Below are 14792 nucleotides of genomic sequence, written 5' to 3'. Positions count from 1 at the left end.
TAATCTGTAAGCGAGGCATCCTACTGGCGACCGCTGGTCGGAGACCTATGGCCAAATCCATTGGTACGGACAGACTCGTGGCTCAGCAACGGCGGGATAACTTTTAGCAGGTTAGCTGTGAATGCATTTTCCAACGTTGCTGACCCGCACAGCATTGCAAACGTGGACATTGTGTAGCGACTAAAGGGGTGTAGGATCCAAGGAGAAGTGTTCCTTCGGAATGCATTGCTGCGGAAGATCACAATGCCTGTTCGCCTTCCACTTGACGCTGGAACGGCCACGCCCAAGGTGATTACCCCATCTCCTTTAGCCGATGCTGCAACGCTGGGCTCAAAAGAGCGATTGACGCCTCAGAACACAACCGAATCCCTTGACCAGTTGCGCTCCTTGAACAACGAGCTGACTGAGATGAATGATCAACTTCGTGCCTCGCTCGAACAGCAACGGAGCGCCTCACTGGCTTCTCTGAACGTGCTGTACAGCATGAACATCGCGGCCATTCTGTTAGACGCAAATCTGAATATCCGCTTGTTTACCCCTGCTAGTCAGTCACTGTTCAACATTCTTACCCAGGACATTGGACGACCACTGGCTGACCTGTGTCCGATGGCCACTGATGTCAATCTCCTGGACGATGCCAGAACTGTCATGCGTGATATGACTCCGCTGGAGCGAGAAGTCGAATCGCGTAGTGGAGTGAGTTTTACCCGCCGGATTTCGCCCTATAACAAACAAGATAATTTTGTTGAAGGTGTGGTCATCACCTTTACCGATATCTGCGATAAAAAACAGGTCACCCAAGCGCTTGAAAACGCAACGCAGAAAGCGGCACTCGCTAACGCCACTCGGACACACTTTCTCGCCTCCGCCAGCCATGATCTGCGCCAGCCTTTACAAACACTCAAGTTGTTGCAAGGCCTACTCCTGGGCATTCTCAAAGATGAGCAACCGCGCAAGCTGACGGTCAGGATTGGCGAAACCGTGGGTGCAATGTCCGGAATGCTAAATGCTCTTCTGGATATCAACCACATTGAAACCGGCGCGATCCTGGCAAACCCCGTCAGCTTTCGAATGAGTGACCTGCTGGAGCGACTCGCTGACGAGTTCAGCTACAAGGCAGGTGCTAAAGGTTTGAAACTGAAGGTTGTACCTTGTCATCACGCGGTGGAAAGTGATCCGCGCCTACTGGAGCAAATGTTGCGCAATTTGCTATCGAATGCGCTGCAGTACACCCATGAAGGTCGGATACTTCTGGGCTGCCGCCGCCACGGCGGGTGGCTCAGTATTGAAGTCTGGGATACCGGTATAGGCATGGAGTCATCGGAGCAGGAATTAATCCTCGATGACTATGCACCTATAGAAAACTTTAGTCTGGGAAATGGCACAGGTTTGCTAATCGTTAAACGCTTGTGCACCGTGTTGGGCCATCGTTTACGTGTGCAATCGAGTTTCACAAAAGGGTCTGCATTTTCTATTGATGTCGCCTTATCCCGTGAAAGCGCAGCGCTGCCAGGCGCGGCGCAAGAAAATGATTTACAAGAGCAAGGCCCAGTAACGAACAGTGAAATGATCCTGATTGTCGAGGATGACGTTGAATTGCTCGAATTACTGGGCGCCCTGCTCAAATCCGAAGGATATCAAGTGGCCATGGCGATCGACGGGGTTACTGCACTCGAAAGCGTCACACATGGCGGAGTGCAACCCGATCTGATACTGGCAGACTTCAATCTGCCAGGGTCGATCAATGGCTTACAACTGATCAGCCAGCTGCGCAAAAAACTGCACCGCAGCATTCCAGCTATCAATCTGACCGGTGATATTTCACTACAGACCTCCCGTGACGTTGCGTTCGAGCACTGTTCTCAGCTCAACAAACCGGCGAAGCTCAAAGAGGTCATCTTTGTCATTACCTCCTTGCTTGCACAGCAACGTCTGGTGATTGTCGACGATGAGCAACTCGATAAAACCGAGTCCTGCGATACAAGGACATCGATCATATTCGTGGTGGATCGCGACGATCTTTTTCGCGATACGATCCGAGGCGTCCTTGAATCCAGCGATTATCTAGTCCAGGACTATGCGTCATGTGAGGCGTTTCTGGAGGACTACTCTCCAGGTTTACGGGCATGCTTGCTGGTTGATGCTCATCTGCCGGGAATGGAAGGCCTTGAACTCCTGCATCGACTGAGAAGTAACGGCGACGATCTGCCAGCCGTAATGATCAGTGGTAGCAGCGAAGTGTCGATAGCTGTAGATGCCATGAAGGCTGGCGCTTCGGATTTTATTGAGAAGCCATTTGGTCGTAGTGAGGTCCTTCAAAGCGTTGCCAGAGCTTTGGAACACTCGATTGATGCAAGTAAAAAACTGGCCTGGACTCACGAAGCCACCCAATGCATCAACAACCTGACTAACCGTCAGCGCCAGATTATGGACATGGTGCTGGCAGGTCACCCGAGCAAGAACATCGCTGTCGAGCTCGGAATCAGCCAGCGCACCGTGGAAAATCACCGCGCCTCGATCATGACTCGCACTCATTCCAAGTCCATTCCTGCACTGGCTCGTATTGCACTTGCAGCCAACTCTCAGACTTCCGTGAAGTCGGCCTCAAGGGTGAATACGTCGTCTAAAACTCCAGCCTACTAAACATCGCCTCCGGTACGCGCCAGGCACGTTTGGGAGACGCCGAAGGGGTAGTTATGAACTGTTGAAGACATCCTATGACCACCTGTTTCATGTGCGCCGACAGGCAAATGATGAACCAGTAAAAGACATTGTCCCTGGCTGGGTCCTCCCCGGTTTTTCGCCCGCGAAGGCGGTAACCGTTTCCAGCTCCTATCGTGCTGATGAGTAATGATGCTCATGCCAAGTGATGAACAAAGACGCTGCACGCCGATGCTGTACGCACTGGAGAATGACAGCGCCGGCCAAGTGGCCGAGGCGGTTGTACTGACATTGCAAGAAATACGTGCAGTGCTTACACCGATCCTCGGACCGCTGGCAGTGACTGCGCTTTACCGGCGCAGTCTGCACTTGTGTGCAGCGATTCATCCTTTTTTGGTCATGAACACTTCGTCCCTCAGAGCCTTGTTGGCTAAGCAAAGCCGCGCCGATGCTCGTCAATTAGGTGATGCGCTGATCTGCACTTTCTACACATTGTTGGCTTCCCTGATCGGCCCCTCACTCACTGAGCAACTTGTGGGCGGTTGCACGGCTAGTTCTATGGACCGAAACAATCATCTGAGCAGCGAGAAATGAGCACCAGCGTACATATCAATCGTCTGTCCACCGGTGTGCCGGGGTTCAATGAAGTTCTGGGGGGCGGCCTGCCGGAGTTCTCATTCAACCTGATCGCCGGACTGTCAGGCAGCGGCAAGACAACCCTTTCCCACCAGATGATGTTTGCCTTGGCCACCCCCGAGCGCCCTGCGCTGTATTTCACGGTACTGGGTGAGCCGCCTTTGAAGATGTTGCGCTACCAGCAGCAATTTGAATTTTTCCAAAACCAGGCGATCAACCACTCAGTGCGCTACATCAACCTCTCCATGGACACGCTGGCAGGTGACCTTGACGCGGTGTTACGGCGCATCGTCAGTGAAGTGGAAATCCATAGCTCCGGGTTAGTGTTTGTTGATTCGTTCCGTTCAGTGGTGCTCGCCAGCCAGCCCCAATCCAATCCCAACAACAACCTGCCACAGTTTGTACAGCAATTGGGGGTGATGATGACCAGTTGGCAGGCGACAACATTTTTGATCGGCGAGTACTTTTTCCAGACCGAGAGTAATCCGATCTTCACCGTGGTCGATGGCTTGATCTGGATGGGCCAGAGCGTGCAGCGTAATTCGATGGTGCGGCAAATGCAGATCATGAAAATGCGTGGGCAATCGACCTTGCCTGGGCTGCATACGTTTCGCATCAATCAAACAGGCGTTACCGAGTTCGCCCCCGTGCAACACAGTGTTAAACCACTTGCAGCCCAATCAGCGACACGCTCACGCCGCGCATCGGACTTGTCCATCGACGAGATTGTTCATCTGTTGCTTCATGAAGTAAAACGGCTCGGCGCCACACGCGTGGTCATCGACTCGCTCTCGGGTTTTGAACTGGCGTTGGCGCCGACTTTTCGGGAAGACTTTCGTGAATCACTGTCGTGCCTGGTGAGTGCCTTGAACCACGTCGGTGTCAGTGATCCAAGCTTCCTTCACCAAGGCACGGACCGGTGCCGGCACACCGCTAATGATGGCGAGATTACAAGCGTGCGTGTCAGATCAGGGCACCTATGACAAGCATATGGACACGCGCCAACCGGCTATTTTCTCGGCTGACTGCTTTCTGCCGAAGCGGCAAATTCCCCCCAATCAAGTTCGCTCATGAGCAGATTCTTCGCTCCGAGCTGTTCAACGCAGATCAGATGGCCAGTCACGGTATTGCTCTGGCCGGACAGCATCAGCTCAGCGCGTTGTACATGCGAGACTCTCTGCTAGGCAGGCTGGATGACAACGAAGTCCTTCTCAACAGTGGCTGCACTGCGCTGATACAGGCATCGCCGTCCGGTCGACGCATCACTCCGGCCGCCGAGTGGCTTCTGGATAATTATTTCCTCATTGAAGATCACATTCGTACTGCCAGGACGCACCTGCCCAAAGGCTATAGCCGAGAGTTGCCGCGCCTGATCAATGGCCCGTCGACCGGCTTGCCCAGGGTTTATGACATTGCACTGGAGACTATCTCTCATGGTGACGGTCGGTTCGACGAACACAGCCTCAGACGTTTTATAGTTGCCTATCAAACGGTGATGCCACTTTCTCTTGGCGAGCTCTGGGCAGTACCTATCATGCTGCGTCTGGCCTTGATCGAAAACCTGCGTAGGGTCGCGTCACGCGTCATGGCTAACTGGGACGACGGAAATCTGGCCGATGACTGGGCCGAGCGACTGATTGAGATATCCGAACGCGACGTGAAAAGTGTGGTACTGACCGTCGCTGATATGGCTCATTCGGCGCCGCCTCTGACGGCCGCCTTCGTAGCCGAGTTCGCCCGCCGCCTGCAGGGCCAAAGCGCTGCGTTAGCGCTGCCGCTAAACTGGATCGAGCAAACACTCGTTGAAACCGGCTCGAGCATTGAGCGCCAAGTGCAGCTCGATACTCGGCAACAGTCTGCCGATCAGGTTTCAATCAGCAACAGCATTGCAAGCCTGCGGCTGTTGTCTGCCACCAACTGGCGCGAATTCGTCGAGTCGATGAGTCTGGTTGAACAGACGTTGAAAAATGATCCGGCGGCTGTTTATCCATTCATGGACTTCGACACTCGCGACAGCTATCGGCACGTGATCGAGCGGCTCGCCAGGCGTAGCCAGCACTCGGAAATCCAGGTTGCAGACATTGTCGTCAAACTGTCTGGAGAGCAGAACGCCTTAGCGTCCGACAGCTTGTTAGCCAGCCATGTAGGCTATTTCCTGATTGGCGCGGGCATTGACGTTCTTGAGCATAGGCTCAATGCCCATGTGCCGCTTCACGAACGCTGGAAGCGCCTTGTTCAACGTTCGCCATTGATATTTTACCTCGCTCCGGCAGGGTCCCTCACTGTGATTTTCGCCCTGCCAATGCTTGCGTCCGCTGGTCGCGAGGGTCTGTCTTACGCAGAATTGCTGGTGTTGGCTGTGCCTTGCCTGATCATGACCAGTCAGTTGGCTTTCAGTCTGATCAATTGGTTGGTGACGTTCAGCCTGTTGCCCACGATGTTGCCAAAGATGGACTACGCCAATGGAATTCCTGATGAAGCTCGCACCCTTGTAGCTATTCCAACGCTCATTGCCTCCCGTGCCGATGTCGAAGATATAGTCGAGGGGCTGGAGGTGAGGTTCCTGGCCAATCGTGACAGCAATCTGTTTTTCGCATTGCTGACTGACTTCTTCGATGCACCGGAAGAGGTACAGGTGCAAGACGCCGACTTGCTCGCACACGCTTCACAGGCGATCAGCCTGCTCAATCGCAAATACGCCGAAGGTTCGATCGACCGTTTTTTCCTCCTGCATCGACCACGGTGCTGGAATCCAGGGGAACAGGTATGGATGGGATATGAGCGCAAACGAGGCAAGCTGAACGACCTCAATGCGTTGCTCCGCGGACGAGGCGCTAGTCGTTTCACGACGGTGGTTGGCGACACGCGATCACTGCAAACGGTGCGTTACGTGCTGACCCTCGATACTGACACCCAGTTGCCTCAAGATGTCGCCCGCCAGTGTGTGGCGGCCATGATGCACCCGTTGAATCGGCCGGTATTCGATACCCGAAAAGAAAAAATCATATCAGGCTATGCCGTTTTGCAACCAAGGGTAGGCATAAGCCTGACTAGCACCCCGCGTTCTATCTATTCACGCCTGCTTGGCACCGGGGGTGGGGTCGACCCCTATACCCGGGCTGTATCGGACATCTATCAGGATCTGTTCCATCAGGGATCGTTCATTGGAAAAGGTATTTATGACGTTGATGCCTTTACTTGCGCCCTGGAAGGCTGCCTGCCGGATAACCAGATTCTCAGCCACGATTTGATCGAGGGCTGTTATGCCCGTTCAGGTCTGCTGAGCGATGTGCAGTTGTACGAAGAATATCCCTCAGGGTACAGCGCCGACGTCAAACGTCGACATCGCTGGATCCGGGGTGACTGGCAGCTGATACCGTGGATTCTGCCGTGGACGCGCAACGCGCGAGGTGAATGGGCGCGTAACCGTCTGGGTGTCATGGCGCGATGGAAGATTCTCGACAATCTACGTCGCAGCCTGGAGCCACTGGCGCTGCTGGTGATGTTGGCATGGGGCTGGTTTGCCAGTAGCGAACCTTTGGCCTGGACACTGGCGGTGATCGGATTGCTGGTTTTGCAACCGCTGCTCAGAACGTTCGCCGACGTTCTGCAACCCCCGCTGAACGTGCCCTACCGGCAGTATCTTGCGGCGCTTTTTGGCGGGCTGGCGCAAGACCTGGCCCAAGTCGGCGCGACCATTGCCTGGCTGCCGTTTGAGATGTACTACAGCGCTGGCGCGATTGCGCGTTCGCTTTGGAGGATTATTTTCAGCAGACGCTTGCTCTTGCAATGGAAACCTTCCCGCGAGGTAGAGCGCAGCTCGGCAAATCGGCTTACCGGGCACTATCGCGAGATGTGGATCGGTCCCCTGTTCGCCCTGATCTCGCTAACCGTGCTAGTAACGGATCCCATCAGACTGGTCATTGCCACCCCCCTCCTGCTGTCATGGCTGGCCGGCCCCTGGATGGCCTGGCGTTTTAGCGCAGCGCCCAAGCGCTCGCTTTTTAAACCGTCGATAGAGGCGCTGCGTTTCCTGCGCGTGCTGACCCGCAGAACATGGGCGTTTTTCGATGAATTCGTTGGCCCGCAGGACAACTGGTTGCCACCGGACAATATTCAGGAAGAACCGAAACCGGCCATTGCCCACCGCACCTCGCCCACAAATATGGGCATGGCATTGCTCGCAAACCTGGCAGCTCACGACTTTGGTTATCTGAGTACCGAGCGACTGTTGCGCCGGTTATCGGCATCACTGGACAGCATGAACAAGCTGGAGCGCCACCAGCAGCATTTCTACAACTGGTATGACACACAGACGCTGGAACCGCTGAGGCCGCATTACATTTCGACCGTTGACAGCGGCAACCTGGCCGGGCTGCTGCTCACTTTGCGCGCGGGCCTTGCGCAAATCCCCGACACACCACTTTTTGGCCTTTCAATCGTCGATGGCCTGCGCGATACCTTCGACACCCTGGTTGAAAATCAACGTGCGTATGGCGAGCCGGGTCAGTTGTACTCACTCCTCGAGAGAGCATCTGAACATCTCGACGCCGACTCACTGCTGGACATGCTGCAGACAGCCCGCACCATTGTGGCGACGCCGCAGGCGGAGACCGAGGGAGACAGCAGTTATTGGCAAAGCGCATTTACCGAACAATGCAGCGACTGGATTGAAGCGCTGGAACGCTTTCGGTTACCCGCGCCCGCCATCGGGCGCGAACCGCCGAGGCAATCTCTACGGCACCTGGCACATCTGAACTGCGCGGACTGGACAGTCGAGCATCACGTTCGCGTTGAAACGGTACGCGCTGCTGCAATCGAGTCCAGCCGCAGCCTTGACCGGCTGATCAACCTGACCGCCGCTCTCGCGCAAATGGACTTCTCGTTGCTCTATGACGGCAAACGCGATTTGTTCGTCATCGGCTACAACGCCGAAGAGCGCCGGCTGGACAACGGCTATTACGATCTGCTGGCGTCCGAAGTGCGCCTGACGAACTTCGTGGTCATTGCACAAGGCCAGATCCCGCAACGGGCGTGGTTTACGTTGGGTCGATTGATTGGGGAGCACGAGGGTGTTCCCACCTTGATGTCTTGGTCAGGCTCAATGTTCGAGTACCTCATGCCCATGCTCGTAATGCCCAACTATGACGGCAGTCTGCTCGATCAAGGCTGCCGTGCCGCCGTGACCGTACAAATCGAACAAGGACATCGTCTTGGTCTCCCTTGGGGAGTGTCGGAGTCCGGTTACTACACCCTTGATGCCCATTTCAACTACCAATATCGCGCCTTTGGCGTGCAGGCGCTCGGCCTCAAGCGCGGCCTCGGCGATGACATCGTCATAGCGCCTTACGCCAGTGCGCTGGCGTTGATGGTGGACGCCGAGGCCGCCTGCAAGAACCTGCAGCGTCTGGCTCGGGAGGGAGCGGCAGGCCGCTATGGGCTTTACGAAGCCATCGATTACACCGAAGCACGTTTGCCTCGGGGTCAGCGTTTCGCACTGGTGCAGTCATTCATGGCACACCATCAGGGGATGAGCCTGCTGGCCCTGACCAGCGTGTTGCTCGACCAACCGATGCAAAGGCGTTTCGAGTCTGACCCCGCGTTGCAGTCTGCCCTGCTGCTGCTTCAGGAACGGGTGCCCAAAGCAGCAGCACCTTACCTGCAGGCAGCGCAGTCGTCCGCCTTGGTTGACGCCGGTCAGAGCCAGGATAATGACCTTCGGATATTCGCCCATCCCGGGCTTAAACGCCCCGCCGTTCAGTTGCTCTCCAACGGTAACTATCATGTGATGCTGAGCAGTGGAGGGGGTGGTTATAGCCGACGCAACGATATGGCGGTGACCCGTTGGCACGAGGACATTACCCAGGATAACTGGGGCACGTTCTGTTACTTGAGAGACATCGATACCGGCGTGTTCTGGTCGGCAGCATTCCAACCCACGCTGCGCCGGACAGAAAGCCACGAAGCTATTTTCAGTGATGCGCGTGCAGAGTTCCGCACTCGGGAACTGGATTTCGATACGCACATGGAAATCGTTGTCTCGCCGGAAGACAACATCGAGCTCCGCCGATTGCACATCACTAATTGCGGGTCATCGGCAAAAAGCCTGGAGATCACTACCTATGCAGAAGTGGTGCTGGCCGGACCAGACACCGACGCAATGCACCCTGCCTTCAGCAAGCTGTTCGTGCAATCAGAGTTGCTGTTGCCTTTGCAGGCGATTGTCTGCAGTCGCCGCCCACGGGCCAGCGATGAGCCTACACCGTGGATGTGCCATTTGCTGGCGGCCCATGATGTCGATATTGAAGACATTTCGTACGAAACCGACCGCGCCCGTTTCATCGGCCGCGGGCGAAAACTCGAGTCGCCGGCCGCCCTGGATGCCGAGTGCAAACAACTCTCGGGCAACGCCGGGCCGGTACTTGATCCCATTGTCGCAATCCGCTGTCGTGTCACCTTGCAACCAGGACAGCAAGCGACTATCGATCTGGTGACCGGCGCGGCGACCAGCCGCGACCATTGTCTATCTCTCATCAATAAATACCGCGACCGGCATCTGGCTGATCGGGTTTTCGATTTGTCCTGGACCCACAGCCAGGTACTCCTGCGCCAGCTTAACGCTTCGCACGCAGACGCCCGTCTATTTGAACAAATGGCCTCTTCGCTGCTTTACGCGAACGCAGCACTACGCGCAGACAGTGCCGTGCTGATTGATAATCGGCGCAACCAACAGGGGTTATGGGGACAGTCCATTTCCGGCGACCGACCAATCGTACTTTTGAAGATAAAAAGTCTGGATAACATCGAACTGGTCCGGAAGATGATTCAGGCACACGCGTATTGGCGCCAGAAAGGCCTGGTGGTGGACCTTTTGGTTTGGAACGAAGACCCGACCGGTTACCGCCAACAACTGCAAGACGCGATCATGGGCCTGGTAACTTCCGGCAGCGAAGCCACGCTGGTGGATCGTTCCGGCGGGATTTTCGTTCGTACAGCCCAACAGATGTCGAATGAGGATCGCACGTTGATCCTGTCGGTCGCGCGGTTGGTACTCAGCGAAGGACTCGGCTCCCTGGTCGAGCAAGTACACCGTCGGCGCGTGGCACCGGTGTACGCGCCCTTCGTTGCGACTCGTCAATACGTGCCAACGCCCACGCCGCTCAAACCAATCTCCCAGCCGTTGTCGCTCAGCAATGCCTACGGCGGGTTCAGCGAAGATGGCAGCGAATATGTGATCAACTCGAAGGCCACCCGCCCCACGCCAGCCCCTTGGGTCAATGTCATCGCCAACGCACAATTGGGTACCGTCGTGTCTGAAACCGGTAGTGCCTATACCTGGGCGGAAAACGCACATGAGTTCCGGCTTACACCTTGGCACAACGATCCGATAGTCGACCCCAGCGGCGAGGTCATTTACTTGCGCGATGAGGAAACAGGGCACTTCTGGTCGGCTACACCAAAGCCCTGCCCGGGTACTGGCAGCTATCAAACACGCCACGGCTTTGGTTACAGCGTGTTCGAACATGAGGGAGATGGTATCCAGACCGAACTATGGGTTTTCGTGGCGGCCGATGCCCCGATCAAATTCTCGCGGTTGATTGTACGCAACGTGTCCGGTCGAAATCGAAAGTTGACGGTGACCGGTTACGTGGAATGGGTGCTGGGCGATCTGCGCAGCAAGTCAGCGATGCACGTGGTCACCCAGTCGGATCCTGTGAGTGGTGCTTTTTTCGCCCGTAATGCCTATTCGATCGAGTTCAACGAGCGCGTGGCGTTCTTTGATACGGATGGAAGTGACCACGGCATCAGCGGCGATCGTACCGAGTTCATCGGCCGCAACGGCAGCCTGGAATCGCCATCAGCAATGCAACATGCCGGGCTGTCGGGGCGCATCGGAGCAGGTCTGGATCCTTGCGCCGCGATTCAGGTAACGGTGGCGCTCGCGGTCGGTGAAAGTACGGAAGTGGTTCTGCGCATGGGCGCCGAAAAAAGCGTTCCCGCGGCCACCCAACTCGTGCAACGTTACAGGGGGGCACAGGTCGCAGCCGCGGAGTTGCAAAAAGTTCGAGAGCACTGGCGCTCGCTGCTGTCGGTGATCCAGGTCCAGACACCGGCAGCGAGTTTCGATGTGATGGTCAACGGCTGGCTGATGTATCAGGTCATCGCCTGCCGTTTCCTGGCCCGCAGTGGTTATTACCAGTCCGGTGGAGCAATAGGGTTCCGGGATCAGCTACAAGACAGCATGGCCATGATCCATGCAGATCCGGCAACGGTGCGTACGCATTTGCTTTTGTGCGCAAGTCATCAATATCAGGAGGGCGATGTGCAGCACTGGTGGCACCCGCCACTGAATCGCGGCGTGCGCACAGCCTGCTCCGACGATTTTCTTTGGCTGGTGGCAGCCACCAGCCGTTACGTGGAAATTACCGATGATCTGTCTGTGCTGGACGAACCCGCGGGGTATCTGGAGGGGCGCGCACTGAATACCGGTGAAGAGTCCTACTACGACCTGCCGGGCGTGTCGGATTTGCGCGAGCCGCTTTATCAGCATTGCATGCGAGCTATCGAACACAGTCTGCGCCGGGGTATGCACGGACTGCCGTTGATCGGCAGCGGCGACTGGAACGACGGCATGAATCGCGTGGGCTATCTCGGCCGCGGTGAAAGTGTCTGGTTAGGGTTCTTCGGATGTCATGTGCTCAAGCGCTTCGCCCTTATCGCTGGACGGTACGGCGATGATGATTTTGCGCGACGCTGTGATGAAAATGCCGTCCTGCTGCACGAAAGTCTGGAAAAAGCGGCCTGGGACGGGGCTTGGTACCGCCGCGCCTGGTTTGATGACGGACAGCCACTGGGTTCGTCTATCAACGATGAATGCCGCATTGATTCCATCGCCCAGAGCTGGTCCGTGCTGTCCGGGGTCGGTTCGGCAACACGACAGCGCCTGGCAATGCAGGCGCTGGACCGGTATCTGGTCAAGCCCGAGATCCGCGCGATTCTGCTGCTCGATCCGCCGTTCGACAAAGGCGAACAGGACCCGGGCTATATCAAAGGCTACGTGCCAGGGGTACGCGAGAACGGTGGACAATACACCCACGCTGCGGTGTGGGCGGCGATGGCGTTTGCTCAATTGGGTGACTCTGTGAAGGCTTGGGAGTTGCTGAACCTGATCAATCCCGCCGTCCCCCTCAATAGTGCGAGGATTGACACCTACAAAGTCGAACCCTATGTGATGGCCGCCGATGTTTATGGCACTGCGCCCCACGCCGGACGCGGGGGCTGGACGTGGTACACGGGCTCCGCAGGATGGATGTATCGCCTGGGAGTTGAATCTCTGCTCGGCCTGCAACGTAACGGCAACACGCTCAGGCTAGAGCCATTGATCCCTGAGGACTGGCCGGGTTTTACGCTGACTTATCGATTCGGACTGACGGAGTACCATTTCGAAGTGCGCCAGGGGACCACGGACTCAACTTCAATGACACTCGATGGTCATCCCCTGGAAGGAGGTGCGGTGGTGCTCATCGATGATCGTGTCGAGCACCGGATTCTCGTCGATTGCCGTAAGCCCCTGCCAAGGCCGCTGGAGCTCAAACATGTGCAAGCAGTTGACGATTAGACATTCATTCCCTGCCCTGGAGACACAGGTGTACCCTGAGTCGGCGTACCCGTCCTCTGTCCGGGAGCTTGATTATGTCTGCCTCGCCGCAGCCCACCCAAAACCACCTGCTTGCAGCGCTCGCCAGCCAGGAACTCAAGCGTCTCGCTCCGCACCTGGAATGGGTCGTCCTGGAACTGGGTGAGGTGCTTTACGAACCCGGAGACACCCTGCGTCACGTGTACTTCCCAACCGACTCCATCGTTTCTCTGCTGCACGTGACGGAAAGCGGTGCTTCGGCGGAAATTGCCGTGGTTGGCAACGAAGGTCTTGTTGGTATTGCCGTGTTGATTGCACCTGAATGGATCGACGAGGTGTCGTGGCGGGATCACACCGTTTCTTTAGACCTTAAGCGCGCCACGATCAGGACGTCGCCTCATTATGAGTCGTCTGAGCAGTTAAACCGTGAGCGAGAGGCGACATTGTATGACCATTACGAGCGCATCGGTTATTGGCACATCGAGGCCGTCATTGAGCGGTTGGAGTGAGTTCACGTCCTTTGCACGGTCTTGAACGTCTCGGCGTATCGTAATCCCCGCCACGTCAGCTCCACCTTGATCTAGATCAGATTGCCCGCTACGCACTCCCCCATGCTTCTGTATTCATAGGGAGAAGTGCAATGCCGACGAAGCACCGTAAGCTCATCGCATCGGGATTGGTGATCCTCGTCCTGATGCTGGCCGGCAGTGCGTTCGGCTTTTGGCGTTGGAGTCACCCGTCACTGTCTGAGCAATTCTACGCCGCCAATGGTCGGCTGGAAGCCACCGAAGTTCAGATCGCCAGCAAGAACGCTGGACGCCTCGCACAAGTGCTGGTGCACGAGGGGGACAAGGTCATCACCGGACAACTGCTGGCGGTGATGGACACCCGGACCCTTGAAGCGAAACTGCAACAAGCACTGGCAGGCGTTTCAGGTGCTCGTCAGAACGTTGCAGTGGCTCAAGCCAATGTTCAGCTTCGCCAGAGTGAACAACGGCTGGCAGAACAGGAGCTCAAACGCGCACGATTAGTGTTCGAACGTGGCTACTACAGCGCTCAACTTTTCGACCAGCAAAAAGCGCGATACAACACCAGCAGTGCGGCCGTACGGTCAGCCCAAGCTCAAGTACTCGCCCTGATTGCCGGGATTGGTGAGGCCGTGGCGCAAGCCGCGAGCCTGCAAAGTGAGATTGACGACGGCAGTTTACGCGCCCCCATCAATGGTTCAATCCAGCTACGCATGGCCGAACCCGGCGAAGTACTCGGCGCTGGTGGGCAAGTGTTCGTGCTGATCGATCTCCACGACCAATACATGAATCTCTACCTGCGGCCTTGGGTTGATTGCATTACTCGTCGGTGATTATCGTGAAAAGTAGGCTTATGACCGCTTTTGGCCCAGGCTGTGTAAAAACATGTTGCACATATTTAAATCGGGATTTGCGTGGGTTGACTGCGAAGCCAACAGTAGAAAGCGCGAATTGCTCTAGGCGGCAACAAAGACCCTCGTGATCCTATTTGGCCGCGTCAGCGACTCAAACAGCCATTTGCTGACGATCAAGCGGCTTGATTCACGCCCTGATCGCTTCAAGCAATTCTGGGATACCGAAGATGCTGGCCGGCACCGAGTCGGCCAACCGCATGGTCATGGCTCCCATGACTTGAGCGAGAGCCCTTGACGATATACCGGATGGATACACGGTTCTACGCGATGCTGATAGTAGAGGTCGATCTGGTCGTTTTTCAGCCGCTTGAGTGATGCGTCGATCACCTTTTCAATGTGTTCTGGCCGACTATCGGAGCTGTGATGCCTTGCTTGATATCTGCGGAGGCCCGCAATTAGCGCTGATACTCATATATC

4 protein-coding genes and 3 pseudogenes are annotated in these 14792 nt (G+C 56.2%); 6 read left to right on the top strand and 1 reads right to left on the bottom strand.

Features of this window, described 5'->3' with window-relative positions; all coding sequences use genetic code 11:
* Positions 1–243: 243 nt before the first annotated feature.
* The 6 genes and pseudogenes from ACA066_RS13400 to ACA066_RS13375 form a co-directional block, all read left to right on the top strand.
* Positions 244–2643, top strand: a complete 2400-nt coding sequence (locus ACA066_RS13400) for a response regulator (protein ID WP_497699614.1) — start codon at positions 244–246, stop codon at positions 2641–2643.
* A 216-nt stretch (positions 2644–2859) separates the two neighbouring features.
* The gene (locus tag ACA066_RS13395; protein ID WP_497699613.1) at positions 2860–3255 is read left to right on the top strand and encodes a hypothetical protein; all 396 of its coding nucleotides are present in this window, start codon (positions 2860–2862) and stop codon (positions 3253–3255) included.
* Entirely contained in the window at positions 3252–4280 is a 1029-nt protein-coding gene (locus ACA066_RS13390) for an RAD55 family ATPase (RefSeq protein WP_497699612.1), read from the top strand. Before ACA066_RS13395 ends, ACA066_RS13390 begins: the two co-directional genes overlap by 4 nt.
* The gene (locus ACA066_RS13385; RefSeq protein WP_497699611.1) at positions 4277–12916 is read left to right on the top strand and encodes a glycoside hydrolase family 94 protein; all 8640 of its coding nucleotides are present in this window, start codon (positions 4277–4279) and stop codon (positions 12914–12916) included. Before ACA066_RS13390 ends, ACA066_RS13385 begins: the two co-directional genes overlap by 4 nt.
* A 74-nt stretch (positions 12917–12990) precedes the next feature.
* Positions 12991–13257 (top strand): annotated as a pseudogene (locus ACA066_RS13380) (cyclic nucleotide-binding domain-containing protein); the annotation flags it as partial.
* Between the two features lie 317 nt (positions 13258–13574).
* A pseudogene (locus ACA066_RS13375) lies at positions 13575–14261 on the top strand (HlyD family secretion protein); the annotation flags it as partial.
* Between the two features lie 369 nt (positions 14262–14630).
* Here the strand turns inward: ACA066_RS13375 and ACA066_RS13370 are convergent.
* A pseudogene (locus tag ACA066_RS13370) lies at positions 14631–14771 on the bottom strand (aldo/keto reductase); the annotation flags it as partial.
* Between the last annotated feature and the right edge of the window lie 21 nt (positions 14772–14792).

This window comes from Pseudomonas sp. LBUM1651, assembly GCF_059716135.1.
This window is presented reverse-complemented; position numbering and strand designations above follow the sequence as displayed.

Coding starts and splice junctions, on each gene's coding strand:
- ACA066_RS13400 (WP_497699614.1), top strand. CDS start 244: ATGCCTGTTCGCCTTCCACTTGACGCTGGAACGGCCACGCCCAAGGTG.
- ACA066_RS13395 (WP_497699613.1), top strand. CDS start 2,860: ATGCCAAGTGATGAACAAAGACGCTGCACGCCGATGCTGTACGCACTG.
- ACA066_RS13390 (WP_497699612.1), top strand. CDS start 3,252: ATGAGCACCAGCGTACATATCAATCGTCTGTCCACCGGTGTGCCGGGG.
- ACA066_RS13385 (WP_497699611.1), top strand. CDS start 4,277: ATGACAAGCATATGGACACGCGCCAACCGGCTATTTTCTCGGCTGACT.